We start from the raw sequence: 25,318 nt of genomic DNA on the forward strand, positions 1-25,318 counted from the left end.
AGATTAGTTGAAACTTTGAGTAAATTTTTAGACATTAAGAATGTAAAGGAAAGAAAACAGTTTCTTTCCTTTTTTTAGCTTAAAATGCTAAGTGAAACAAGATTAAAACGAACGTTTATGATATAATGTTAGTAAATAATTCGCAAAAGAGGTTGAGGAATGAAGCTGTTAGTTGTCGGTTCGGGTGGTCGTGAACATGCGATTGCTAAAAAGTTGCTTGAGTCAAAAGACGTTGAAAAAGTCTTTGTAGCTCCTGGGAATGATGGGATGACTCTGGATAGTCTGGAATTGGTAGATATCTCTATTTCCGAACATTCTAAGCTAATCGACTTTGCAAAAGCCAACGATATTGCTTGGGCCTTTATCGGGCCAGATGATGCCCTTGCGGCTGGTATCGTGGATGATTTCCATGCAGCTGGTCTCAAGGCCTTTGGTCCGACAAGATTGGCAGCGGAGCTGGAGTGGTCCAAGGATTTTGCTAAGGAAATCATGGTCAAATACGGCGTTCCGACAGCAGTCTATGGCACATTCTCAGACTTTGAGGAAGCCAAGGCCTATATCGAAAAGCAGGGTGCGCCTATCGTAGTCAAGGCGGATGGCTTGGCGCTTGGGAAGGGTGTCGTCGTTGCTGAGACAGTTGAGCAAGCGGTCGAAGCAGCTTATGAGATGCTTTTGGACAATAAATTCGGTGACTCAGGTGCGCGTGTGGTTATCGAGGAATTCCTCGACGGTGAGGAGTTCTCTCTCTTTGCCTTTGTCAATGAGGACAAGTTCTACATTATGCCAACAGCTCAGGACCACAAACGTGCCTATGATGGTGACAAGGGGCCTAACACAGGCGGTATGGGGGCCTATGCGCCAGTTCCTCACTTGCCACAGAGCGTGGTTGACACAGCGGTTGACACCATTGTCAAGCCAGTCCTCGAAGGCATGATCAAAGAAGTTCGTCCTTATCTTGGTGTCCTTTACGCTGGTCTTATCTTGACAGCTGATGGACCCAAAGTGATCGAGTTCAACGCTCGTTTCGGAGATCCTGAAACTCAGATTATCCTACCTCGTTTGACATCTGATTTCGCCCAAAATATTACGGATATCCTCGATGGTAAGGAGCCAAACATCACATGGACGGACAAGGGTGTGACACTTGGCGTAGTTGTCGCATCCAATGGGTACCCGCTAGACTATGAAAAAGGTATTGAGTTGCCAGCCAAGACAGAAGGTGACATCATCACCTACTATGCCGGAGCTAAGTTTTCGGAAAATAGCAGAGCACTGCTATCAAACGGCGGACGTGTCTATATGCTCGTCACCACAGCCGATACCGTCAAAGAAGCCCAAGAAACCATCTATCAAGAACTCTCTCAACAAAACACAGAAGGTCTCTTCTACCGAACAGATATCGGAAGCAAGGCCATTAAGTAAAGATATAAGAATAACGCGACGAAGTCGCCAAATACGATAATGGTCGCCGTGGTGAAAAGACCAGAACAGTGAATGTTCCGGTCTAGAGAAAATTTGAGACTTAGGCTCAAATTTTAGGAATGAAACCGAAGGTTTGCTTCCGTACCCACCACCTAAGACCATTATCAAAAAAGAAGGAAAAGGAAAAATTATGACTAAACCAATTATTTCCATTATCATGGGCTCAAAATCCGACTGGGCAACCATGCAAAAAACAGCAGAAGTTCTCGATCGCTTCGGTGTTGCTTACGAAAAGAAAGTTGTTTCCGCACACCGTACACCTGACCTCATGTTCAAACATGCGGAAGAAGCACGGAGTCGTGGAATCAAGGTCATCATCGCTGGTGCGGGTGGCGCAGCGCACTTGCCAGGGATGGTAGCAGCTAAAACTACCCTTCCAGTCATTGGTGTGCCTGTCAAATCTCGTGCTCTTAGCGGCGTGGATTCACTTTATTCCATCGTTCAGATGCCAGGTGGAGTACCTGTTGCGACCATGGCTATCGGTGAAGCAGGTGCGACCAACGCAGCCCTCTTCGCTCTCCGTCTTCTCTCAGTAGAGGATCAGGCTATCGCGACAGCCTTAGCTGATTTCGCAGAAGAGCAAGGAAAAATCGCAGAGGAGTCGACAAATGAGCTCATCTAAAACAATTGGAATTATCGGTGGCGGTCAGCTGGGTCAGATGATGGCCATTTCGTCTATCTACATGGGCCATAAGGTTATCGCGCTAGATCCTGCGGCGGATTGCCCAGCTTCTCGTGTGGCGGAAATCATCGTGGCGCCTTATAATGACGTGGATGCTCTGCGTCAGTTGGCGGAACGTTGCGATGTTCTGACTTATGAGTTTGAGAATGTTGATGCTGACGGTTTGGATGCTGTTATCAAGGAGGGGCAACTCCCTCAAGGGACAGACCTACTTCGTATTTCTCAAAATCGGATCTTTGAAAAGGATTTTCTCTCAAACAAAGCTCAAGTCACTGTAGCACCCTACAAAGTCGTGACTTCTAGCCAAGACTTGGCAGATATTGATCTGTCGAAAAACTATGTCCTCAAGACGGCGACAGGTGGTTACGATGGGCATGGACAAAAGGTCATTCGTTCAGCAGAAGATTTGGAAGAAGCCTATGCGCTAGCCGATTCAGCCGACTGTGTTTTGGAAGAATTTGTCAACTTCGACCTTGAAATTTCTGTCATCGTGTCAGGCAACGGCAAGGAAGTGACAGTTTTCCCAGTTCAGGAAAATATCCACCGCAACAATATCCTGTCTAAAACCATTGTGCCAGCCCGCATTTCAGAAAGTCTAGCTGAAAAAGCCAAAGCGATGGCAGTGCGAATCGCTGAACAGTTGAACCTGTCTGGAACCCTTTGTGTGGAAATGTTTGCGACAGCTGATGATATCATTGTCAACGAGATTGCCCCACGACCACACAACTCTGGGCACTACTCTATTGAAGCTTGCGACTTCTCCCAGTTTGATGCCCATATTCTGGGTGTTCTGGGGGCACCATTACCAGCTATCAAACTACATGCACCAGCAGTCATGCTCAATGTCCTCGGCCAGCATGTCGAAACTGCTGAAAAATATGTCACAGAAAATCCAAGCGCCCACCTCCACTTGTATGGTAAAATAGAAGCGAAGCACAATCGCAAAATGGGACATGTGACTTTGTTTAGTGATGTGCCGGATAAGGTTGAGGAGTTTGGGGAAGGGATGGATTTTTAGAGGAGAGGTATGCCATTAAAGTATTTTGAGATCAAAAACTTATTAAGAAGCCAGATAGGTTTAGTTGACTCCCTTACGGGAAAAGTTATGAAGTATGTATTATTGTATGGGATTTTATATGCGCTTTTTCTAATTGGTAGAACTCAAGATCCAGATTCCTCAGGGGGACTTGTTGCTTTATTATTAATTATGGGAGTGCTTTATAGATTTAATTTTCTTTTTGAGAAAATTAATATTAAAAATTTAACGATAGCTTTTAGAAAAGGATATTTTTTAAATGACGAACATACGGAAATGTTAATTTCTGATATAGAATTATCGTTGAAAAAAATAAATAGTTTTGCAAATTGGAGTTGTGGTATTTTAGCAACTATTTCAATATTTGTGACTACAACCTATCTTAATTTTTTTAAAGATTCTATTCCTAAAGAAGAACTTTCAAAACTGTTAATTGATGAAAATGCTGGTTTGCAAAATGACTTGGTTGTTTTTTTAGCATTGTTGATGTTTCTGATAATTTTAGGATTACTAGGTTATTATCTTGCTGTTCAAGCCTTTACTTACGATATGCGATTTGTAAATACTATTTTAAAAAGCAGCCTTTACATTGATGAAGATGACATAATCATAGGTGGATTTTGGAAGAAGCTTGCGCACAGTTTAGATCATTTTATTTCGGGATTTTGATAAGTAGACGATATGAAAGGTGATCAATTGCTTCCTCCTCCCCATTCCCTCCCCGTCAGAATCAGACCGCTGAAACTTCCCGACGATGTGTTTCTGTTTGCGGGAAACCTTTGGGATTTTCTCCCATATCATTTATGAAAATAATATTTTTAAAAAAAGGAGACGATAGATGAATTTGAAAACTTATGGGATTGAATCTCTGGCGACAGAGAAGTTGAAAACCGATGAGTTTTCGCAGTTGACAGCTGACACGGTTTCAGCTTTGATAACTTTTGCCAAGGAGCACAAGCAGGAGTACTTGCTCACGACTCACGCTAGCCGTCTGGAAACGGCTTAGGCTAATTATCAGAGCGCGCCAAAGGGCAAAGCAGCATCGGCTGTGGTCAAGGACTTGGACGAGGTCGACCAAAAGCGTGACAATGCCTACCAAACGCTGGTCAATTTTGTAAAAGCCTACGCTCATGTTGACGGACAGGCGGTGGAGGCAGCCTACACCAAGCTGCGCAAAGCAAATTCGTTGCGGTTTATAAAGCCCGCCTCAGCGAGCAAGCCAATACAAGATTGGCCAAAGCAAGCAACAAAAACAAACCCTGCAAGCCGCTTACGACTACATCATTGACCTAGTCGCCGTCCTATCCCACGGCCAACCCGAACACTAAGACTACCAAAATCTCAAAGCCCAACTCAACACCATCAGGAAGAGATATAGGGCTAGTGGGAAGAAGAAAGTTACAAAACCAGAGGGTGAGAGTTGAGGAGGAAGTTTGAAAAAAGTAATTTACTTAATTACAGCCGTAATTACACTTTTATTAATAATATTGAGCTGTTCTTATTGGAATAGCATTGTTAATAACTTTGAAACTAAACCAGGTGATTACCTTATCCAATTACTGTGTATGTTGATTCCTGTATTAATATCATTATTTCTTTTTCATGTCGAGAGTTTGGAAAGGAAAGACGATCTGATTTTGCAAGAGCAACGTTTAGATAAACAAGAAGAAAATCAGAAACAAATGCAAGAAACTTTTGTAGAAATTACAAACATTTTAGATGCACAGAATACAAAACAAGAAAAGATGGGGGAATCTCTAGAAAAAACAGCGCTTGAGTTAAGACGAATAAGATTACCGAAGGGATTAGAATTTTTATATGAAAATATTGATCGTATTGAGGAATATATTCAGAGTGACTCAAGGGTTCAAAACACAATGAATGTCGTTGCTAGACATTATGCTATGGGAGAATTGCTAGAAAAGTGGAGGGAAATAGAGCTTGAGGAAGTTCCGCTAAAAATTAGAAGAGAGTTTGGAAACGCAAGATACTTTTTTGAAGATTATTCAAAATTACTATTTATTTCATATAATTTTTTGGTATCTCAAGAGAAAGATTTAGAAAAGAAAAATATTTTTGCTATTGGTTTTAATGCTTCAATTAGAATTGTAGACATGATTGCGATGGCATCAGAAAAATTAAATAGTCTACCTGATGAGAATCGGAAAGATATCAGTAAGGAAGATAGTCAATTACTATCTATTTATTATAACGATAGTAAAGAAAAAACTGTTGAAGCACTTGAAAAAAGAATTGAAAATTTTCATTCTAACCTGTTCAAGATGAAAGAAATGCTTTAAAGGAGAAAAAAATGATCAACCGTTACTCTCGCCCTGAGATGGCGAATATTTGGAGTGAAGAAAATAAATACCGTGCTTGGCTTGAGGTGGAAATCTTGGCTGATGAGGCATGGGCTGAGTTGGGGGAAATCCCTAAGGAAGATGTGGCTTTGATTCGCGAAAAGGCGGACTTTGACATCGATCGTATTTTAGAGATTGAGCAGGAGACGCGCCACGACGTGGTGGCTTTCACGCGTGCGGTTTCTGAGACTCTTGGTGAAGAGCGCAAGTGGGTCCACTATGGTTTGACTTCTACCGACGTGGTGGATACGGCCTATGGTTACCTTTACAAGCAGGCCAACGACATCATCCGTCGTGACCTTGAAAACTTCACCAACATCATCGCTGATAAGGCTAAGGAACACAAGTTTACCATTATGATGGGTCGTACCCACGGTGTGCATGCGGAGCCTACAACTTTTGGTCTTAAATTGGCGACTTGGTACAGCGAAATGAAGCGCAACATCGAGCGTTTCGAGCATGCGGCTGCTGGTGTGGAAGCTGGTAAGATTTCTGGTGCGGTTGGTAACTTTGCCAACATCCCACCATTCGTTGAAAAATATGTCTGCGACAAATTGGGCATCCGTGCTCAAGAAATCTCTACACAGGTGCTTCCTCGTGATCTTCACGCTGAGTACTTTGCGGTTATTGCCAGCATCGCAACTTCTATCGAACGTATGGCAACGGAGATTCGCGGTCTTCAAAAATCAGAACAACGTGAAGTGGAAGAGTTCTTTGCCAAAGGTCAAAAAGGCTCTTCAGCAATGCCTCATAAACGTAACCCTATCGGTTCTGAAAATATGACTGGTTTGGCGCGTGTTATCCGTGGTCACATGATTACGGCCTATGAGAATATTGCTCTCTGGCATGAACGAGACATTTCCCATTCATCAGCTGAGCGTATCATCACACCAGATACGACTATTTTGATTGACTATATGCTCAACCGTTTCGGAAACATTGTTAAGAACTTGACAGTCTTCCCAGAAAACATGATTCGCAACATGAACTCGACATTTGGTTTGATTTTCAGTCAACGCGCTATGTTGACATTGATTGAAAAAGGCATGACCCGTGAGCAAGCTTATGACCTGGTACAACCAAAAACAGCCTACTCTTGGGACAACCAAGTAGACTTTAAACCACTTCTTGAGGCAGACCCAGAAGTAACATCACGCCTGACACAAGAGGAAATCGATGAAATCTTCAACCCTCTTTATTACACTAAACGGGTGGATGACATCTTTGAACGTCTTGGACTAGGTGATTAATTAAAAAAATAAACAGCGAGCTTCAATCTCGCTGTTTATTTTTTATCGAAAAGATTTAGTCTTCTTTTCTTTTAGTGAGTCCGTAGGTTGCTAGTGTAGCCATGAGTCCTGCGACTACTAGTCCTGCAGAATCGTGACTTCCTGTTTCAGGAAGTTTTTTCTCTGTTGCCAGAGGAGCTGGACTTTGAGGAAGAGCTTTGTTTTCCTCAGCAGGAACAGTTGTTGGAGCTGGTTGGCTTGGGGTTTCTAGTTTTGGTTTTTCTTCTGTCGCAGGAGTTGGCACACTTGGGATTTCTTGTGCTGGTTTTTCTTCTTTGACGGCGGCTTGTCCATTTTCATCACCTACATGTGTTACCAGAGTTCCGACTTCGACTACTTGTGTAACAGCTTCCTGCGCTACGACACTATTTACAAGTGTTTTCACTTCCTTGCCATCGGCAGAAATGCTCACAGAGTAGAAGTTAGTACGGCGACCGTTGACACCTTCCGTCACGATACGAGATTGTCCTTTAGGCAATTGATCGGTTTCACGAGTGATGGTTGTGAATGGAATTACTTCCTCTTGGACATCTAGTCTAGGTTTTGTATCACTAGTTGGTGCAAGACCACTTTCATCACCCTTGTGAGTTACAAGAGCACCGACTTCGACCACTTGGTTCACAGGTTCTTTGGTTACTTGACTATCTAGAACGGTTTCACTAGCCTTTCCATTTTCAGTAAGAACAGATAGGTAAGAAGTGCGTTCACCTAGAACTCCAGCTTTGACAACTTTTTCTTGACCTGCTGGGAGGTTAGGATTTTCTTTCTTAACGATCTCAAATGGAATTTCTTCTGTTCTTGTGATAAGCTCTGGTCGATTTTCAACTGTAGCAGCAGTTTCACTCTCATCTAGGCTTCCTGAATGAGTTGCAGCTGGTTTGAGACCTTGAAGAGCGGCTTTGAGCTTACCTACTAGTGCGTCTAATTCAGCTTGTTTATTACGGTTGAGGTTGTAATTTAGAGATGTTTTAGCTGCGTCAAGGGCCTCAAGACTTTCTTTACTATATCCTTCTAAGTTTGTAGGAATTTTAGCTAATTCCTCGCGTAGAGCATTATAATTAGCACGGAAGTAGTCTTTGTTGTGGTCTGCAAAGGCAGTCATGAGTTCAAAGATTTCCTCTTCCTTGTACTCAGCACTTGGTCTATCTGCCCAGATTGAAAGCATACTTCCAACTGTTGGAAGGTCTACTTCAGGATATTTGGTAGAAGCTAGTTGATTGAATGGTGTTTTTCCAGTATTCTCAATAGCTTTTTTGAGGAAACCACCACCATCTTCTGGTTTTTGGCCGAGAATGTAGTACCAGTCACCGTTGGTATTCAAGAACTTATAACCCTTGCTTGCCAGATACTGTGGTGATGCAAGGTTGTAGCCCCACCAGCCTTTAGACCAGTAAGAAATCAAGACATCCTTATCAAATTCAGCATCATCCTTGTCTTCGTAATAGAAGCCATCGTTGAAGGCCATTGGTTGTAGCCCTCTTTCCTTAGCCATAGCAGCTAGACTGTTAGAATAGTCTGCGAACTTGTTATAGAGTCCATACCATTTGAGGTAGTACCAACCTTGGGCGTTGGTAGCATCATTGGCGTATTCATCTGTACCATAGTTGAATATCTTTGATTTATCAGCAAAGTAATCCATATACTTACCGATAAGGGCTTTGGTAAATCCAACTGCTTCTTGATTTTCAAGGTCCATGGTTGTTTTTGAGACCTTATCAAAGTTGGCTTGAGGATTCGCGATGCCCAATTTTTCCATGGCAACAAGCATAGCGTCCATATGCCCTGGACTATTGATAGCTGGAATCAGACCAATACCTTTTTCCTTAGCGTATTGAACAAGCTCTGTCACTTCTGCCTGTGTCAGTGCAGTACCGTTTGGATCGTCGTAGTAAGCTTTAGTTCCTTCGATAATAGCTTTTTTAACGTCATCACTAGCATAGGTTTTTCCGTTGGCAGTAATGGTCATATCATCGAGTAGGAAGCGAAGTCCGTCATTTCCTAGAAGGAGGTGGGCATCAGAGTAGCCGAGCTCGCTCGCCTTGTCTACGATACGTTTGAGTTGATCTAGAGAGAAATATTTGCGACCTGCATCGATGGAAATGACTTTATTCTTATTCAGTTTTTCAAGTTCGCGTTTAGCATCCTCTTCTTTTTGTGCTTCAGGGGTTAAGGCCAAGTTTTTAATAGCTTCTTGAAGGTTTACGATTGCTTGTTCAATCGTGTCTTGTTGAGCACGGCTGAGATTGCTATCGAGCGAACGGATGGCTTTTTCAGCTTCTTTGACAGCAGCAAAACTTTCAGCAGTATAACGGTTAGAGTCTTTTGGAATAGTTTCTAGTGCTTTTTCTGCAGGTTCATAGTTGGCTGCGAAGTATTCAGCATTGGCATTTGCAAAATGACGCATGAGTTTGAAAAGACGAGATGGAGAATAACGTGCAGATGGGGTATCGGCCCAAGCAGCTACCATACCACCGATGATTGGGACATCAGCTCCTTCTGTTTTGGGTACAGAAGTGATTGGTGTGTTTTTAATACCATTGAGCCCTTGATCGAGATTGTACCAACCTTGGCCATCAGCGTTTCGTCCAAGAACGTAGTACCAAGCATCATTGGTATTAAGGATTTGGTGACCTTTTTCGGCTAGTAGTTTAGAAGAAGCGACGTCGTAACCTCCCCAACCACCAGTCCACATAGAAACGATGATGTCTTTGTCAAAACTACCAAAGCTTGTGTCGCTATTGTAGTAGATACCGTCGTTAAAGGCCATTGGTTTGAGACCGTGAGATTTTACAATACGAGCGAGGTCATTAGCGTAAGAGATGAATTTTTCATATCCTTTTTCAGGGTAACCTTCATTTGGATAATATTTATCAGCTTGAAGCACACTCCAACCTTTAGCATCTGTCGCATCATTGGCATATTCATCTAGTCCAATATTGAAGATTTCAGATTTTTTAGAGAAGTAGTTAGCGTATTTGTCAATCAGAGTTTTTGTAAACTCAACTGCTTGTTTATTATTTAAGTCAACAGTTCGTTCCGATTTTTTACCAAAATAATCAAAGTTAGGATTTTCAATGCCAAGTTCTTTCATAGCATGGAGAATAGCATCCATATGGCCAGGACTATTGACAGTTGGAATTACTCCAATTCCTTTATCTTTGGCATAATTAATCAAATCTGTCATCTGACTTTCAGTGAGATGGTTACCATTTGGATCATCGTAATAAGCATTTGTTCCATTTTCAATGGCCCGTTTGACATCATCACTAGAGTAGGTTTTATCGCCCACTTTCATAGACATATCATCCAACATGAAACGGAGGCCATCGTTACCTACTAAGAGATGAAGATCTGTGTAACCATATTCTTTCGCTTTATCGATAATTTCTTTGAGCTGCTCAGGTGAGAAATATTTACGTCCGGCATCAATTGAAACGATTTTTCGTTTAGCTAATTTTTCATTTTCAGTTGCAACACGTTCCTTTCCTGCCTCTGTTGCTGGTTTATCAGCTTCTGCTTTCGTTTCATCTTTTTTAGCTGGTTTATCCTTGTCAGCTTCTGGTTTGTCAGTTTTTTCTGTATTCGACTCTTTAGAATCAGCCTCTTTTGGTTCTTCTTTTTTAGGGCTAGCTTCTTCTGCCTTTTTATCGGCAGCTTCTTTTTCAACAGAAGTTGGAGTTACCACTTCTTCTTTATCACTAGGAGTTGAACGAACTTCCTCTTGTGGTTTTTCCTCTATTTTTGGAAGACTAGCTACCTCATCAGTAGCTGGAGTTACTGTTTCTACAGTTTTTGGAGCTTCTGGTTGAAGCTCTGCTTTAGGTATTTCCTCAGTTCGATTTTCGGATGGTTGAGGGGAATCGGAAACCGTATGGATGGTCGGTTGGTTTTCCGTAGTAGTAAGAGTAACTCCATCAGCTGCAACTGTCTGTGCTTGGAAGGCAAATCCAATTAGGACAGAAGCTGCTCCTACAGCGTATTTACGAATAGAAAAACGCTGTTGTTTTTCACGTTTCATTGCAAAACCTCCTGATTGCATTTTATATTGATAGCGTTTACATAAATCAACACCCTTATTTTATTTCTTATATTAATAAGAGTCAAGAGGAGATGATAAAAAACTATAATAAGTATAAAAAAATATAAAATTAAAGCTTAAGCTTTCAGATTGGTTAGAAAATAAACATATATATATTTAGTATAATTTTTTTAGTCTTATTTCTATAAAATACTCTACAAACTATAGAATCTACTACAAAAGGTAAGCGCTACCTTTTTGGTATGGTATAATAAGCATAGAAAAAGCCCAAGCGATTAGGCTTAGGCTTTCTTCTTAGTGATCACGGTCACATGAAATGAATTTGATTTTGTAGTAATCTGCTCGTTTATATGTTTCGCTGTAAGCGAGAACTTGACCAGTAGACTCTAGTTTAGTAGTCTTGGTTTGTAAAACGGTTGGGAATTGTTCATCGACTCCGAGGACTGAAGCCGCATGTTCTGGGGTTGGAAATTCTATTTCATTGATTTCTTCAAAATGTTCATCATTCATGTGAATGTGGTAATCCAATTTGAAACGGTTATAGATAGAGCTATAATATTCAAGATTTGGATAATTTGCGTTGATGTATTGTTCTGGAATGTAAGATGTATGGTAGATGTACACAACACCATCAGTTTCGCGTACGCGTTCAATTTTGTAGTAGAACTGATCTCCGCGTAGTCCAAGTTTTTCTAAGTAGCTTAGTTTATTTCCACGCTCGATAGAAAGGACGGTCACTTTATCATCTTTAGTTTCAAAAACTTCTACATCTGAAAACTCTACGAGTTTGTGTTTGCGTGCGCGTGAAACGAATGTCCCCTTTCCTTGTTGGCGGACAATATAGCCATCCTTGGCAAGGTCGTTTAAGGCGCGGACAACTGTGATAGAACTTACATCATACATTGCAATCAATTCAGCTTCAGTGTAGAATTTATCTCCACTAGCAAATTGACCAGAAATGATTTTGTTCTTTAACTCATCTTTAATATATTGATACTTTGGAATTGCCATATTTTCACCTCGAATCTCTTTCTCCATCCTCGATTCTACCACAAATGTAAAGAAAATAGTAGCATTTAGGCAGAAAAATTAAAATAATAGGTTAAAAATATTATAATATGTGTAAAAAATCCATTTTATAATTGGATAACTCTCTGTATTTTTAAAATAGCCACTTTCATGCGAACTTTTGATAATTTCGGTAAAAGCTAAGTAAAAAAATGGAAAAATTTTAAAGAATCTTCCAAAACCTATTGACAAATGCAAAAAATTTGATTATATTTAATATTATAATAAATGAAAGCGCAAACTTAGTTAGTCAGAGGTAAAAAAATGACAAGGTTTAAAATTGAGGACGATTTCTATTTAGATGGAAAACCGTTCAAGATTTTGTCCGGAGCCATTCATTATTTTAGAATTCCAGCAGAGGATTGGTATCATTCGCTCTACAACTTAAAGGCGCTTGGCTTTAATACAGTCGAGACTTACGTTGCATGGAATTTACACGAGCCTGTTGAAGGGGAGTTTAATTTTGAAGGTGATCTGGATTTAGAGAAATTTCTCCAAATAGCGCAGGACTTGGGTCTCTACGCAATTGTGCGTCCGTCTCCTTTTATCTGTGCGGAATGGGAATTTGGTGGTTTACCAGCTTGGCTCTTGACCAAGAACATGCGAATTCGCTCATCTGATCCAGCATATATCGAGGTAGTTGGTCATTACTATGATCAATTATTGCCAAGACTGGTGCCTCATCTGTTGGACAATGGCGGAAATATTCTCATGATGCAAGTCGAGAACGAATACGGTTCTTACGGAGAGGATAAATCTTACCTAAAAGCGATTCGAAAATTGATGGAAGATCGTGGAATTGATTGTCCACTCTTTACTTCAGATGGCCCATGGCGAGCTACTTTGAAAGCTGGAACCTTAATCGAAGATGACCTCTTTGTAACAGGAAACTTTGGTTCTAAGGCGCCTTACAACTTTTCACAGATGCAGGAATTCTTTGATGAACATGGTAAGAAATGGCCACTCATGTGTATGGAGTTTTGGGATGGTTGGTTCAATCGTTGGAAAGAACCGATTATCACACGGGATCCGGAAGAGTTAGCAGAAGCTGTTCGAGAGGTATTGGAGCAAGGCTCCATCAATCTTTACATGTTCCACGGTGGTACAAACTTTGGCTTCATGAATGGTTGCTCGGCTCGAGGGACTTTGGACCTGCCACAGGTTACATCTTATGATTACGATGCCCTTCTGGATGAAGAAGGAAATCCAACTGCCAAATATTTGGCAGTCAAGAAGATGATGGCAACCTATTTCCCAGAGTATCCGCAGTTGGAACCACTCTACAAAGAGAGTATGGAGTTGGATGCTATTCCACTAGTTGAAAAAGTTTCCTTGTTTGAAACCTTGGATAGCTTGTCAAGTCCAGTAGAAAGTCTCTATCCTAAAAAAATGGAGGAGTTGGGACAAAGCTATGGCTATCTACTCTATCGAACAGAAACAAACTGGGATGCAGAAGAAGAAAGACTTCGTATCATTGACGGTCGAGATAGAGCTCAGCTTTATGTCGATGGTCAGTGGGTCGAAACCCAATATCAGACAGAGATTGGGGAAGATATTTTTTATCAAGGCAAAAAGAAAGCGCTATCTATGTTAGATATCTTGGTAGAAAATATGGGGCGTGTCAACTATGGACACAAGTTCTTAGCGGATACGCAACGTAAGGGAATTCGGACAGGGGTTTGTAAGGATTTGCACTTCTTACTAAACTGGAAACACTATCCACTCCCACTAGATAATCCAGAGAAAATTGATTTTTCAAAAGGATGGACAGAAGGACAACCAGCCTTTTACGCTTATGACTTTACAGTCCAAGAGCCAAAAGATACTTACCTAGACTTGTCTGAGTTTGGTAAGGGAGTTGCCTTTGTCAACGGGCGTCACCTAGGACGTTTTTGGAACGTCGGCCCAACCCTCTCGCTTTATATTCCTCATAGTTATCTCAAAGAAGGCGATAACCGCATCATTATCTTTGAAACAGAAGGTGAATATAAAGAAGAGATTCATTTAACTCGTAAACCTATACTAAAACATATAAAGGGGGAAAACTTATGACAATTGTAGGATGCCGTATCGATGGACGTTTGATCCACGGACAAGTAGCCAATCTATGGGCTGGAAAACTAAATGTTTCACGTATTATGGTTGTAGATGACGAAGTTGTCAACAACGACGTTGAAAAGAGTGGTTTGAAACTAGCGACACCACCAGGTGTAAAATTGAGTATTTTGCCAATTGAAAAAGCGGCAGCCAATATTCTTGCTGGTAAATACGATAGCCAACGTCTCTTTATCGTTGCTCGTAAACCAGACCGCTTCCTTGGTTTGGTCGAAGCAGGTGTACCACTTGAAACCCTCAATGTTGGGAATATGTCTCAAACACCAGAAACTCGTGCCATCACACGTTCTATCAACGTAGTGGACAAGGATGTGGAAGACTTCCGCAAATTGGCCGAAAAAGGGGTTAAACTTACTGCTCAAATGGTTCCAAATGATCCAATTTCAGACTTTTTGAGCTTATTAAAATAGGAAAAAATTTTTAGGAGGTCATTGTTATGATACAATGGTGGCAAATTTTACTTCTCACTTTGTACTCAGCTTATCAAATCTGTGATGAGTTGACGATCGTTTCATCTGCAGGCTCCCCTGTATTTGCTGGTTTCATTACTGGTTTAATTATGGGAGATGTGACTACTGGTCTGCTTATCGGTGGTAACTTGCAACTGTTCGTTCTTGGGGTTGGTACCTTCGGTGGTGCTTCTCGTATCGACGCAACTTCTGGTGCGGTTCTTGCGACAGCCTTCTCTGTTTCACAAGGAATTGATACAGCCCTTGCGATTACAACAATCGCTGTACCAGTAGCAACTCTCTTGACTTACTTCGACGTTCTTGGTCGTATGACTACTACCTTCTTTGCTCACCGTATTGATGCTGCAATCGAACGCTTTGACTACAAAGGTATTGAACGCAACTACTTACTTGGTGCGATTCCTTGGGCTTTATCTCGTGCCCTTCCAGTCTTCTTCGCGCTTGCCTTTGGTGGTGCCTTCGTACAACATGTAGTAGACTTTGTTAAGGAATACCAATGGGTTGCAGATGGTTTGAAACTTGCAGGACTTATGCTTCCAGGTCTTGGATTTGCAATCTTACTTCGTTACCTTCCAGTTAAACGTAACCTTCACTACCTTGCTATGGGATTTGGTTTGACAGCTATGTTGACTGTTCTTTACTCATATGTAACAGGTCTTGGTGGCGCTGTTGCTGGTATTGTAGGCACTCTTCCTGCTGATGTTGCTGAAAAAATTGGTTTCGTGAACAACTTCAAAGGTTTGTCTATGATCGGTATCTCTATCGTAGGGATCTTCCTTGCAGTGCTTCACTTCAAAAATAGCCAAAAAGTAGCTGTAGCAGCACCTTCTACACCATCAGAAAGTGGGGAAATTGAAGATGACGAATTCTAATTACAAATTAACAAAAGAAGATTTTAATCAAATCAACAAACGTAGCTTGTTCACTTTCCAATTGGGATGGAACTACGAACGTATGCAAGCTTCTGGTTACCTTTACATGATTTTGCCTCAATTGCGTAAAATGTATGGGGATGGAACTCCTGAATTGAAAGAAATGATGAAAGTTCATACTCAATTCTTCAACACTTCACCATTCTTCCACACAATTATCGCTGGTTTTGACCTTGCCATGGAAGAAAAAGATGGTGTAGGTTCAAAAGATGCGGTTAACGGTATCAAGACAGGTTTGATGGGACCATTCGCTCCTCTTGGAGATACTATCTTTGGTTCACTTGTTCCTGCTATCATGGGATCTATCGCAGCAACTATGGCTATCGCAGGCCAACCATGGGGTATCTTCCTTTGGATCGCAGTTGCAGTTGCTTATGACATCTTCCGTTGGAAACAGTTGGAATTTGCTTATAAAGAAGGAGTTAACCTTATCAACAACATGCAAAGTACTTTGACAGCTTTGATTGACGCTGCATCTGTACTTGGTGTCTTCATGATGGGTGCTCTTGTAGCAACAATGATCAACTTTGACATTTCTTACAAATGGGCAATCGGTGAAAAGATGATTGACTTCCAAGACATCTTGAACTCAATCTTCCCACGCTTGCTTCCAGCAATCTTTACTGGCTTTATCTTCTGGTTGCTTGGTAAGAAAGGTATGACCTCTACTAAAGCTATCGGTATTATTATCGTACTTGCATTGGCTCTTTCTGCCCTTGGTAAATTTGTACTTGGAATGGGCGCTTAATTTATGACGAAATCATTAATTTTGGTGAGCCATGGTCGTTTCTGTGAAGAACTTAAAGGTAGCACGGAAATGATCATGGGTCCACAAGACAATATTTATACAGTAGCTCTTCTTCCAGAAGATGGACCAGAAGAATTCACTGCAAAATTTGAAGTTGCTATTGAAGGATTGGATGATTTCTTAGTCTTTGCGGATCTTCTTGGTGGAACACCATGTAACGTGGTCAGCCGTTTGATTATGGAAGGTCGTGATATTGACCTTTACGCAGGGATGAATCTTCCAATGGTGATTGAATTTATCAATGCGAGCCTTACAGGCGCAGATACAGACTATAAGAACCGTGCTGCAGAAAGCATTGTGAAAGTTAATGACCTGTTAGCGGACTTTGATGATGACGAAGATGAATAAGATGTGACAACGTAAAAATCACAGGGAAAATAGGCGATAGGAGGATGGAGCGATGCTCCGACGATAATCGGTCTTTTTCCCAAAGATTTTAGTTGGAACTCATTTCAATAAGATGTGACAACGTGAAAATCGTTAGAGCATTTTATATAGAATATACATGGGAATGGGGCTTACTCCCATTCCCATATTTAATAGAAAAAGAGGGAATCAATGTTACATTATACAAAAGAAGACTTGATTGAATTGGGTGCAGAAATCACTACACGTGAAATCTACCAACAGCCTGATGTATGGAAAGAAGCTTTTGAATCTTATCAAGCAAAACGTGAAGAAATTGCAGCCTTCCTGCAAGGAATTGCTGATAAACATGACTATATCAAGGTGATTTTGACCGGGGCTGGAACTTCTGCTTATGTGGGAGATACCTTGGTACCTTACTTTAAGGAAGTCTATGACGAACGCAAATGGAATTTTAATGCCATTGCGACAACAGATATTGTTGCCAATCCAGAAACCTATTTGAAAAAAGATGTGGCGACTGTCCTTGTATCTTTTGCTCGTAGTGGGAACTCACCTGAAAGTGTGGCGACTGTTGATTTGGCAAAAGCCTTGGTGGACGAGCTTTATCAAGTGACGATTACTTGCGCAGCGGATGGTGAGTTGGCTCTCCAAGCCCATGGCGATGACCGCAATCTTTTGCTCTTGCAACCAGCTGCTTCCAATGATGCTGGATTTGCCATGACTTCTAGCTTTACCTCTATGATGCTAACAGCTCTCTTGGTCTTTGATCCTACAGAATTTGCTGTGAAAGCTGAACGTTTTGAAGTTGTGTCTAGTCTTGCCCGTAAAATTCTAGACAATGCAGAAGATGTCAAAGAACTTGTTGACCTAGACTTTAACCGTGTCATCTATCTAGGCGCTGGTCCTTTCTTTGGTCTTGCTCATGAAGCTCAGCTCAAGATTTTGGAATTGACAGCTGGCCAAGTGGCGACTATGTATGAAAGTCCAGTCGGCTTCCGTCACGGTCCAAAATCTCTTATCAATGAAGATACAGTTGTCTTGGTCTTTGGTACAACGACAGACTACACTCGTAAGTACGACTTGGACTTGGTTCGTGAAGTTGCAGGTGATCAGATTGCTCGCCGTGTTGTGCTTTTGAGTGATCAAGCCTTTGGTCTTGAAAATGTCAAAGAAGTGGCCCTTGGTTGTGGCGGTGTCTTGAATGATATTTACCGTGTCTTCCCTTACATCGTTTATGCCCAACTCTTTGCCCTATTGACTTCACTCAAGGTAGAAAATAAACCTGATACACCGTCTCCTACCGGTACAGTAAACCGTGTGGTACAAGGTGTGATCATCCACGAATATCAAAAGTAATACTGTGTTTATAGATTCTTGACAAAGGAGTTTGTAAATCATACAAGTAAACCATAGATTGTCAGTAGGCTTTCTATGGTTTGTTTGCTTGAGAGAAATAGTAAAAGGAGAAGAGAATGAAAGCATACACAGAGCGTGTATTTGGAAATGTTGAGGGCAAGGATGTCTTGGCCTACCGATTTGAGACGGACGGTGGCTACCAGCTTGAGGTTATGACTTATGGTGCGACTATCTTGCGCTATGTCACACCTGACAAGGATGGGAATTTTGCCAATGTTATCTTGGGATTTGATGACTTTGACAGCTATGTAGGCAATAGCCCCAAGCATGGAGCGAGCGTAGGTCCTGTGGCAGGCCGTATTGCAGGTGCGACCTTTGAGCTCAATGGTAAGAACTATGACCTTGAGGTCAACAATGCTAGCAACTGTAACCACAGTGGTTCAACAGGTTGGGATTCGAGCTTGTTTGAACTAGTTGAGGTAAGCAATCATGGCTTGACCCTCTACACAGAGCGTACAGATGGGACAGGAGGATTTCCTGGCAATCTCAAGATTTGGATCAGTTACCACTTAGAAGAAACTGGTGCCTATGAAATCAGCTACAAGGTAACGACTGATCAGGATACGCTGGTTAATCCAACCAACCACAGCTATTTCAACTTGTCTGGTGATTTCACGCAGACGATTGACCGTCATGTCTTCCAACTAAACACAGAGGGGATTTACCCAATTGCTCCCGACGGTGTTCCGGCTAAAACTCCAGATGCCAACCGTGATGTGGTCAAACACATCTATAATGGTGCCTTGTTGAAGGATATCTTTGCAGAGGAAGATGAGCAAATCCAGCTGGTATCTGGCTTGGATCATCCATTTGCCCTTCCTACAAGTCATGACAATGCTGGTTTTCTTTATGATCAAAACTCAGGTCGTTTCCTGCTTTTCAAGACAGAGGCTCCTTGCTTTGTAGTCTACACAGCAAACTTTGTAGATGAGAGTGTCATCATAGGAGGTCAGCCAATGGTACAGCACAATGGAATTGCTCTTGAAGCGCAAGCTTTACCAGATGCTATTCATAGTGACCTCAAAGACCAAGTCATTCTTAAAGCTGGTCAAACCTTCACCAGTAAGACACGTTATGAACTTGTTGTGAAATAAATAGTATAAAAGGAGAAGCTTTAGATGTGAACTATGAAGGTTTTCTAAAAGCAATTGAAAACTGGAATGCTGAGAAGGCGAATTATGTAGCGAAAAAGAAGGGTGGAACATCTAAAGAATTTACAGGTTATTATGAGCTTCTAATCAATACTAAATTTACCTATGTGGGACTTGCAGCCTTTAGAAATTCAGCTAGTTCTCAGAAAGTAGCAACGATTTCTCTAGCTTTAGGTGATGATGCTTCTTCAGAGGAATTGGCTGGTGGATATGGTTCTGCTATTCAGTATACAGAAGTGACTGCATCAAACCTTTCAACAGTTAAAAGTAAAGCTACAGTTGTAGAAAAACCGCTGAAAGAATTTAGAACTTCTAGTTCAGAACAATCTGGTTGGGTGAAATCAGGGGGTAACTGGTATTTTTATGAGTCTGGTGATGTAAGGACAGGCTGGGTGAAAACAGGTGGCAAATGGTACTACTTGAATGGTTTAGGTGTCATGCAGACTGGATTTGTAGAAGTTGATGGAGCATGGTATTTCCTTGATAGTTCTGGCGCAATGTTTACAGACTGGGGAACAGATGGTAGCAGATGGTTCTACTTTGATGGCTCAGGTGTCATGAAGACAGGTTGGTATAAGGAAAATGGTGCTTGGTATTATCTGGATCAATCAGGTGTCATGAAGACAGGTTGGTTTAAAGTAGGCAAGTACTGGTATTATGCATATGGTTCAGGAGCTTTGGCAGTTAACACAACAACACCCGATGGTTACCGTGTAAATGGTAATGGTGAATGGGTAAACTAGGCTGAAAATAGCCAGTTATAGGTACAGTATTCATCTTACCTAGGAAAAAGAATGAACGATAAGAAAGAGGTTGATGGTGAACGTTGACCTCTTTTTCTTGGAATAGAGGCCTCAAGTTGTCTGGCTTGACTTTCCTGATGGAAATTATATAATAGTTGTAACAATAAAAATTACAACAAAGGAAACATCCTATGACTTATGAATACAAGAGCCACATTTATTTGGCAGAGGCAGTTTTAAATGTAAAGGATTTGGCAAGCCAAACAGCCTTTTATCAGCAAATTATTGGTTTAGAAATCTTATCTCAAACTGAGACAGAGGTCATTCTAGGCCTTAGTGGAAAAGCCTTGGTGCAGCTGGTTCAAGCACAAGAGAGCGGTGAAGTAAGGGAACATTATGGCCTTTACCATCTGGCCATTCTTTTGCCGACACGAAAGGCATTGGCTGATGTCTTGAAACACCTGACAGATTTACAGATTCCTCTTGTCGGCGGTGCAGACCACGGTTATAGTGAGGCTATTTATTTGGAAGATTTGGAGGGAAACGGCATTGAACTCTATCGAGATAAGCCGGTTTCCACATGGGATATTCGAGATGATGGACGCATTATTGGGGTGACTGAGGCCCTTGCGGCACAGGACATCTATGAGTTGGGGGAAAGAGTAGAGCCCTTTACTTTAGCAGAGGGTACGAGAATGGGGCATATCCATTTGTCCGTCAAGGATAGTCAAAAGTCCAGCCAGTTTTATCAAAAGGTGTTAGGACTAGAGGATAAATTTAGTGTGCCTAGCGCTAGTTGGATTGCAGCTGGGGACTATCATCATCATTTGGCAGTCAACGAATGGGGAGGAAAAGGTCTAGCTCCGCGTAAGCAAGGCTTGTCAGGTTTGGCCTACTATGTCATTGAAGTCGCTCGTAAAGAAGAACTGTTATCGATTGCCCAGCGAGCACAAGAAATTGATGCACCAATCAAATGGCTGACATCTAGACAGTTGGAACTTACAGACCCAGATGGAATCGTGACTCGTATTCGTTTAGCAAGATAGACTGAATGTGATGAAAATCAAAGCATAAATTGTAGAAAGCAGCCCTTATCCTAGTCAAATAGGTAGAAAATTTGATATGATAGTGGAAATAAGGAGAAGAATACAATGACTAGTGAATACCAGAAAATGATAGCGGGAGAGGTTTACTGTCCATCGGACCCAGAATTGCGGGCCTTGGCTCAGGCTTCTCGTCAAAAACAGGCTGCTTTTAACCAGGAACCAGACCCCTTGAAAGGGGCGGAGATTATCAAGACTTGGTTTGGGTCAACGGGGAAAAATCTCTATATCAATCCACGCCTGGTGGTCGATTATGGGGTCAATATCCATCTAGGGAAAAATTTTTATTCTAATTGGAACTTGACCATGCTGGATGTTTGCCCTATTCACATCGGAGACAATGCCATGATTGGTCCCAACTGTCAGTTCTTAACTCCCCTCCATCCACTAGATCCGCAGGAACGTAATTCAGGTGTGGAGTACGGCAAGCCTATCACCATCGGTGATAATTTCTGGGCTGGAGGCGGTGTCATTGTCCTTCCGGGAGTAACACTGGGCAATAACGTTGTTGCTGGAGCAGGGACTGTAATTACCAAGTCCTTTGGAGACAATGTTGTTCTAGCCGGCAACCCTGCGCGCGTGATTAAGGAGATACCTGTGAAATAAAGAGGTTGGTAAAAAGGTTTTTAAGATAAGAAAAAGGCATAATATCAGGTGTTGAAAAACTTGATATTATGCCTTTTGTTGTGGGAAGATTTACTTTATTTTCTCCAGTCTTATTGTAGTGGAACCACTCTTCTTTACTATTATGGAATTGTGCATCTTGTTGAGTAGTTGAGATGGTAATGTTTTTCTAGATTTACAAAAATTCATAATGGATAGCGAAATAAATATGACGGCACTTTGAGATGTTGTCATAAATCTTTTTTATGGTCACAATAGAAAATATATATTAGTCAAGCCAGAAGATTCGTAGTAGAATAATTAGCAAATAAAAGCAAAGAGGTTATTTTATGAAATTAGTTAATTTATGGTCAAAACTTTCACTTGGTTTGCAATTATTGCTAGCTTTGATTTTAGGTGTTATTGTTGCAGTAATCTGGCCACAATTTGCAGGTTTTTATCAATTTCTAGGACAAGCGTTTATTAAATTGGTGAACATGGTCATTGTTCCACTGATATTTCCAATTATAGTAGTTGCAGTGGCTAGTGTTATTGGAAAAAAATCGTTTGGTAAAATTTTAACGAAGACCTTACTCTACTTTTTTGCTGTTACAACTGCGATTACTTTATTATTTGTATTTGCTAGTTATTATTTGGGATTTGGTCAAGGTGTGAATATTGGCCAAACTGGTGGTAATATTGATGGGATAGCTAATAATGTCCAATTGAGTGAGTTTTTACTTGGTTTTATTCCTTCAAATATTGTGAAGTCAATTTCAGAAGGCTCTCTTCTTCCAATTATTGTTTTTGCTATATTTCTTGGTTATGGAATTGGTAGCTTGAAGAGTGATAAAACCCAAAAAATTCTTGAAGGTTTCCAGATCTGGATTGAAGCTATTTATAAAATTATAACTGTTATTGTAAAATTATCTCCTGTCGGAATATTTGGCTTTATTGCAAAAGATGTCGCAAGTACAGGAATTGATAAGTTAGTTGGACTTGGTCAATTTGTTATCGGAACATATTTGGCTTATGGAGTTCTCATTTTAGTTGTTTTCCCTCTGATTGCCTCTATCTTTAAAGTTCCATATTTGACTGCTTTTCGTGAAAATTGGAGCCTCTTGACTCTAGCATTTATTTCAGGTAGTTCGAGTGTTGTGTTGCCGTCCCTATTGAAGGATTTAAAGAAACAGGGACATGATGAGAATACGATTGATTTGGTTGTCCCTTTAGGATATACCTTTAATCTAGAAGGGGCAGCTGTCTATTTTTCAGTAGCCACTGTTTTTATCGCACATGCTTACGGTATTCAATTTTCATTATCAAGTCTCTTATTTACAGTTTTACTTTTGACCTTAATTGGGAAAACTGCAGCTACTGTTCCATCAGGAGCTATCGTAGTTTTGTTGGCAGCAGCACCCCAGCTTGGATTGCCAGTAGAAGGAGTAGCCTTGATTTTTGCAGTTGATTTCTTTGTGAATGCTGGCCGTACAATGATCAATGTTTTGGGTCAAATCTTAACAGTCAGTGTCATTGAAAAAACAGAAGGTTATAGTTTAGAGGAAGACAAGCAACATCAATTGTCAGTTAACTTTTCTTAAAGGAGATAGGAGTTATGAGTAACGCAAAAGTTTATGTGATTCATGAAAATATTGAATGGACACAGCATTTAGTAAAATGGTTAGAAAAAATACAAGTACCTTATGAATTATGGGATCTGTCGAGTGGGATATTAGATCTTCAAAGTCCACCTCCACAAGGAATTTTTTATAATAGGATGTCCGCATCTTCTCATACGAGAGGGCATCGCTATGCACCAGAGTTTACGGAGCAGGTGCTTACATGGCTAGAGGCTCATGGACGTAAAGTAATTAATGGAACTGGAGCCGTCAACCTAGAAATCAGTAAGGTGAAACAATATTTGAAATTAAATGAATCTGGTATTGAAACTCCAGCAACAGTTGCTGTTTTGGGACCGGAAAATATTATTGAAGCAGCAAGAAAATTGAATATCTATCCTTTGATTACCAAGCATAATAGAGCAGGAAAAGGATTAGGAGTTCAACTTTTCCAAAATGAAGAGGAACTTGAAGATTATGTTAATAGTCCCCTCTTTGAACCTTCAGTGGACGGGATTACCTTGTTACAAGCCTACATCAAACCAAGTGATGGTCGTATCCGTCGTTCAGAGTTTATCAATCAGAAGTTTCTTTATACTGTTTCAATTGATTCTTCAGATGGTTTCCAACTTTGTCCAGCAGATGGTTGTCAAATCGGTAAGAGGCCAGAACAACTGGAAACTTCTGAAAAATTCCAAATTATAGAACCTTTACCAGAATCTCAAAAAGAAGCTTATGAAGCCTTCCTTAAAAATGCTCATATTGATGTGGCAGCGATAGAATGGGTTCAATCAGAAAGCGGAGATATTTATGTGTATGATGTAAATACTAATACAAACTATAATCCTACGGCGGAACAGAATGCTGACATCTTTGCTCATCAACATCTGGCTGAATATTTAAAGAGGGAGTTAGAAGTTCTTTATAGTGAATGATCATCTTGGAAGTTAATCTTTTAAAAATTTGATAATAACTTTCAGATAGAGTGCGATACAAATACTTTTCTTTCAATGTAATAGTTGTCAGCAACAACTACTAATATATAACGCCCCTCTGAAGATTTTAATTACAGAGGGGCTACATTTGTGATGTTCACTCTAATTCCTTATGATTTATGAAATCACTGTATGTTGAGAATTCCAAGAATACTGAGATTATTTCCCCTTGGTTCCTCAGCTTCCTCCTTGACACTTTGCCATCTTTTGATACAATAGTACAAAATTAGAGGAGGTAGGCTATGATTCAGAAACATGCGATTCCTATTTTAGAGTTTGATGACAATCCTCAGGCGGTCATTATGCCCAATCACGAGGGACTGGACTTGCACTTGCCAAAGAAGTGTGTCTATGCTTTTTTAGATGAGGAGATTGACCGCTATGCGGGGGAAGTCGGGGCGGACTGTGTGGGCAAATTCGTTTCTGCCACCAAGACCTATCCAGTCTATGTCGTGAACTACAAAGGCGAGGAGATTTGTCTGGCTCAGGCTCCTGTGGGGGCAGCTCCAGCAGCCCAGTTTATGGATTGGTTGATTGGCTATGGTGTGGAGCAGATTATTTCCACCGGAACCTGTGGTGTGCTGGCTGATATAGAGGAAAACGCCTTTCTCGTTCCTGTTCGTGCTCTGCGAGATGAAGGAGCTAGTTACCACTATGTGGCCCCTTCCCGTTATATGGAAATGCAGCCAGAGGCTATTGCTGYTATTGAGCAAGTTTTGGAAGATAGAGGGATTCCTTATGAAGAAGTCATGACCTGGACCACAGACGGTTTTTACCGAGAAACTGCTGAAAAGGTGGCTTATCGTAAGGAGGAAGGCTGTGCTGTTGTGGAGATGGAGTGTTCTGCGCTTGCGGCAGTAGCCCAACTGCGTGGGGTCCTCTGGGGAGAATTGTTGTTCACAGCTGATTCCTTAGCAGACTTGGATCAGTACGATAGTCGTGACTGGGGTTCAGAAGCATTCGAGAAGGCCTTGGAACTCTGCCTTGAGATAGTCTCTCAGTTCTAGCTACTCTCCTACTTTTTATGGTACAATGGAT

At 41.1% G+C, this 25,318-nt stretch carries 22 protein-coding genes and 1 pseudogene; 21 read left to right on the forward strand and 2 right to left on the reverse strand.

Going from position 1 to position 25,318, the window contains the following annotated elements:
- Window positions 1-159: 159 nt before the first annotated feature.
- The 8 genes from purD to purB all read left to right on the forward strand — a co-directional run bounded on the left by purD (window position 160) and on the right by purB (window position 6,810).
- A complete protein-coding gene (gene purD, locus D2908_RS07840) occupies window positions 160-1,422 on the forward strand; it encodes a phosphoribosylamine--glycine ligase (protein WP_117306141.1) in 1,263 nt (420 codons plus the stop codon).
- A 190-nt stretch (window positions 1,423-1,612) separates the two neighbouring features.
- A complete protein-coding gene (gene purE, locus D2908_RS07845) occupies window positions 1,613-2,104 on the forward strand; it encodes a 5-(carboxyamino)imidazole ribonucleotide mutase (RefSeq protein ID WP_049509947.1) in 492 nt (163 codons plus the stop codon).
- Entirely contained in the window at window positions 2,091-3,182 is a 1,092-nt protein-coding gene (gene purK / locus D2908_RS07850; RefSeq protein WP_117306143.1) for a 5-(carboxyamino)imidazole ribonucleotide synthase, read from the forward strand. Before purE ends, purK begins: the two co-directional genes overlap by 14 nt.
- Window positions 3,183-3,191: 9 nt before the next feature.
- On the forward strand, window positions 3,192-3,869 hold the full coding sequence (locus tag D2908_RS07855; protein ID WP_117306145.1) for a hypothetical protein: 678 nt from the start codon (window positions 3,192-3,194) through the stop codon (window positions 3,867-3,869).
- Between the two features lie 169 nt (window positions 3,870-4,038).
- Window positions 4,039-4,206: a hypothetical protein gene (locus D2908_RS09960; protein WP_165847474.1), complete on the forward strand. Its 168-nt coding sequence runs from the start codon at window positions 4,039-4,041 to the stop codon at window positions 4,204-4,206.
- Between the two features lie 42 nt (window positions 4,207-4,248).
- A complete protein-coding gene (locus tag D2908_RS10285) occupies window positions 4,249-4,488 on the forward strand; it encodes a DUF6261 family protein (protein WP_006149148.1) in 240 nt (79 codons plus the stop codon).
- A 145-nt stretch (window positions 4,489-4,633) separates the two neighbouring features.
- Window positions 4,634-5,500 (forward strand): hypothetical protein, encoded by an 867-nt coding sequence (locus D2908_RS07865; RefSeq protein ID WP_223336345.1) that lies wholly within the window; start codon window positions 4,634-4,636, stop codon window positions 5,498-5,500.
- 11 nt (window positions 5,501-5,511) lie between these two features.
- Window positions 5,512-6,810, forward strand: a complete 1,299-nt coding sequence (gene purB, locus D2908_RS07870) for an adenylosuccinate lyase (protein WP_117306147.1) — start codon at window positions 5,512-5,514, stop codon at window positions 6,808-6,810.
- Between the two features lie 55 nt (window positions 6,811-6,865).
- Here the strand turns inward: purB and strH are convergent, their stop codons facing one another.
- Both strH and D2908_RS07880 read right to left on the reverse strand, forming a co-directional pair.
- Complete coding sequence (strH, locus tag D2908_RS07875) at window positions 6,866-10,867, reverse strand: LPXTG-anchored beta-N-acetylhexosaminidase StrH (protein ID WP_117306149.1); 4,002 nt, start codon at window positions 10,865-10,867, stop codon at window positions 6,866-6,868.
- Between the two features lie 315 nt (window positions 10,868-11,182).
- A complete protein-coding gene (locus tag D2908_RS07880) occupies window positions 11,183-11,899 on the reverse strand; it encodes a GntR family transcriptional regulator (protein WP_117306285.1) in 717 nt (238 codons plus the stop codon).
- A 321-nt stretch (window positions 11,900-12,220) separates the two neighbouring features.
- Between D2908_RS07880 and D2908_RS07885 the strand changes: the two genes are divergently transcribed.
- The 13 genes and pseudogenes from D2908_RS07885 (at window position 12,221) to D2908_RS07945 (ending at window position 25,287) form a co-directional block, all read left to right on the forward strand.
- A complete protein-coding gene (locus D2908_RS07885; protein ID WP_117306151.1) occupies window positions 12,221-14,008 on the forward strand; it encodes a beta-galactosidase family protein in 1,788 nt (595 codons plus the stop codon).
- On the forward strand, window positions 14,005-14,481 hold the full coding sequence (locus tag D2908_RS07890) for a PTS system mannose/fructose/N-acetylgalactosamine-transporter subunit IIB (protein ID WP_049496992.1): 477 nt from the start codon (window positions 14,005-14,007) through the stop codon (window positions 14,479-14,481). Before D2908_RS07885 ends, D2908_RS07890 begins: the two co-directional genes overlap by 4 nt.
- Window positions 14,482-14,507: 26 nt before the next feature.
- Window positions 14,508-15,413 (forward strand): PTS mannose/fructose/sorbose/N-acetylgalactosamine transporter subunit IIC, encoded by a 906-nt coding sequence (locus tag D2908_RS07895; RefSeq protein WP_117306153.1) that lies wholly within the window; start codon window positions 14,508-14,510, stop codon window positions 15,411-15,413.
- The gene (locus D2908_RS07900) at window positions 15,400-16,221 is read left to right on the forward strand and encodes a PTS system mannose/fructose/sorbose family transporter subunit IID (protein ID WP_117306155.1); all 822 of its coding nucleotides are present in this window, start codon (window positions 15,400-15,402) and stop codon (window positions 16,219-16,221) included. Before D2908_RS07895 ends, D2908_RS07900 begins: the two co-directional genes overlap by 14 nt.
- Before the next feature lie 3 nt (window positions 16,222-16,224).
- Window positions 16,225-16,629, forward strand: coding sequence for a PTS sugar transporter subunit IIA (locus D2908_RS07905; RefSeq protein WP_117306157.1), 405 nt, complete (start codon window positions 16,225-16,227; stop codon window positions 16,627-16,629).
- A gap of 210 nt (window positions 16,630-16,839) precedes the next feature.
- On the forward strand, window positions 16,840-18,006 hold the full coding sequence (locus D2908_RS07910) for an SIS domain-containing protein (RefSeq protein ID WP_117306159.1): 1,167 nt from the start codon (window positions 16,840-16,842) through the stop codon (window positions 18,004-18,006).
- A gap of 116 nt (window positions 18,007-18,122) precedes the next feature.
- On the forward strand, window positions 18,123-19,160 hold the full coding sequence (locus D2908_RS07915; protein ID WP_117306161.1) for an aldose epimerase family protein: 1,038 nt from the start codon (window positions 18,123-18,125) through the stop codon (window positions 19,158-19,160).
- Window positions 19,160-19,960: pseudogene (locus D2908_RS07920) on the forward strand (choline-binding protein C); the annotation flags it as partial. The gene D2908_RS07915 and the pseudogene D2908_RS07920, both read left to right, overlap by 1 nt.
- A gap of 191 nt (window positions 19,961-20,151) precedes the next feature.
- Window positions 20,152-21,006 (forward strand): VOC family protein, encoded by an 855-nt coding sequence (locus tag D2908_RS07925; protein ID WP_117306163.1) that lies wholly within the window; start codon window positions 20,152-20,154, stop codon window positions 21,004-21,006.
- 105 nt (window positions 21,007-21,111) lie between these two features.
- Entirely contained in the window at window positions 21,112-21,669 is a 558-nt protein-coding gene (locus tag D2908_RS07930) for a sugar O-acetyltransferase (protein WP_117306165.1), read from the forward strand.
- A 347-nt stretch (window positions 21,670-22,016) separates the two neighbouring features.
- Complete coding sequence (locus tag D2908_RS07935) at window positions 22,017-23,267, forward strand: dicarboxylate/amino acid:cation symporter (protein WP_117306167.1); 1,251 nt, start codon at window positions 22,017-22,019, stop codon at window positions 23,265-23,267.
- A 14-nt stretch (window positions 23,268-23,281) separates the two neighbouring features.
- The gene (locus D2908_RS07940) at window positions 23,282-24,220 is read left to right on the forward strand and encodes an alpha-L-glutamate ligase (RefSeq protein ID WP_117306169.1); all 939 of its coding nucleotides are present in this window, start codon (window positions 23,282-23,284) and stop codon (window positions 24,218-24,220) included.
- 302 nt (window positions 24,221-24,522) lie between these two features.
- A complete protein-coding gene (locus tag D2908_RS07945) occupies window positions 24,523-25,287 on the forward strand; it encodes a nucleoside phosphorylase (RefSeq protein WP_117306171.1) in 765 nt (254 codons plus the stop codon).
- The last annotated feature ends 31 nt before the right edge of the window (window positions 25,288-25,318 follow it).

It is taken from the genome of Streptococcus sp. LQJ-218, from assembly GCF_003428885.1.
Lineage (GTDB): Bacteria > Bacillota > Bacilli > Lactobacillales > Streptococcaceae > Streptococcus.

Bases quoted from the DNA above. Each gene is read 5' to 3' on its own strand.
- purD (WP_117306141.1), top strand. From the start codon at position 160: ATGAAGCTGTTAGTTGTCGGTTCGGGTGGTCGTGAACATGCGATTGCT.
- purE (WP_049509947.1), top strand. From the start codon at position 1,613: ATGACTAAACCAATTATTTCCATTATCATGGGCTCAAAATCCGACTGG.
- purK (WP_117306143.1), top strand. From the start codon at position 2,091: ATGAGCTCATCTAAAACAATTGGAATTATCGGTGGCGGTCAGCTGGGT.
- D2908_RS07855 (WP_117306145.1), top strand. From the start codon at position 3,192: ATGCCATTAAAGTATTTTGAGATCAAAAACTTATTAAGAAGCCAGATA.
- D2908_RS09960 (WP_165847474.1), top strand. From the start codon at position 4,039: ATGAATTTGAAAACTTATGGGATTGAATCTCTGGCGACAGAGAAGTTG.
- purB (WP_117306147.1), top strand. From the start codon at position 5,512: ATGATCAACCGTTACTCTCGCCCTGAGATGGCGAATATTTGGAGTGAA.
- strH (WP_117306149.1), bottom strand. From the start codon at position 10,867: ATGAAACGTGAAAAACAACAGCGTTTTTCTATTCGTAAATACGCTGTA.
- D2908_RS07880 (WP_117306285.1), bottom strand. From the start codon at position 11,899: ATGGCAATTCCAAAGTATCAATATATTAAAGATGAGTTAAAGAACAAA.
- D2908_RS07885 (WP_117306151.1), top strand. From the start codon at position 12,221: ATGACAAGGTTTAAAATTGAGGACGATTTCTATTTAGATGGAAAACCG.
- D2908_RS07890 (WP_049496992.1), top strand. From the start codon at position 14,005: ATGACAATTGTAGGATGCCGTATCGATGGACGTTTGATCCACGGACAA.
- D2908_RS07895 (WP_117306153.1), top strand. From the start codon at position 14,508: ATGATACAATGGTGGCAAATTTTACTTCTCACTTTGTACTCAGCTTAT.
- D2908_RS07900 (WP_117306155.1), top strand. From the start codon at position 15,400: ATGACGAATTCTAATTACAAATTAACAAAAGAAGATTTTAATCAAATC.
- D2908_RS07905 (WP_117306157.1), top strand. From the start codon at position 16,225: ATGACGAAATCATTAATTTTGGTGAGCCATGGTCGTTTCTGTGAAGAA.
- D2908_RS07910 (WP_117306159.1), top strand. From the start codon at position 16,840: ATGTTACATTATACAAAAGAAGACTTGATTGAATTGGGTGCAGAAATC.
- D2908_RS07915 (WP_117306161.1), top strand. From the start codon at position 18,123: ATGAAAGCATACACAGAGCGTGTATTTGGAAATGTTGAGGGCAAGGAT.
- D2908_RS07925 (WP_117306163.1), top strand. From the start codon at position 20,152: ATGACTTATGAATACAAGAGCCACATTTATTTGGCAGAGGCAGTTTTA.
- D2908_RS07930 (WP_117306165.1), top strand. From the start codon at position 21,112: ATGACTAGTGAATACCAGAAAATGATAGCGGGAGAGGTTTACTGTCCA.
- D2908_RS07935 (WP_117306167.1), top strand. From the start codon at position 22,017: ATGAAATTAGTTAATTTATGGTCAAAACTTTCACTTGGTTTGCAATTA.
- D2908_RS07940 (WP_117306169.1), top strand. From the start codon at position 23,282: ATGAGTAACGCAAAAGTTTATGTGATTCATGAAAATATTGAATGGACA.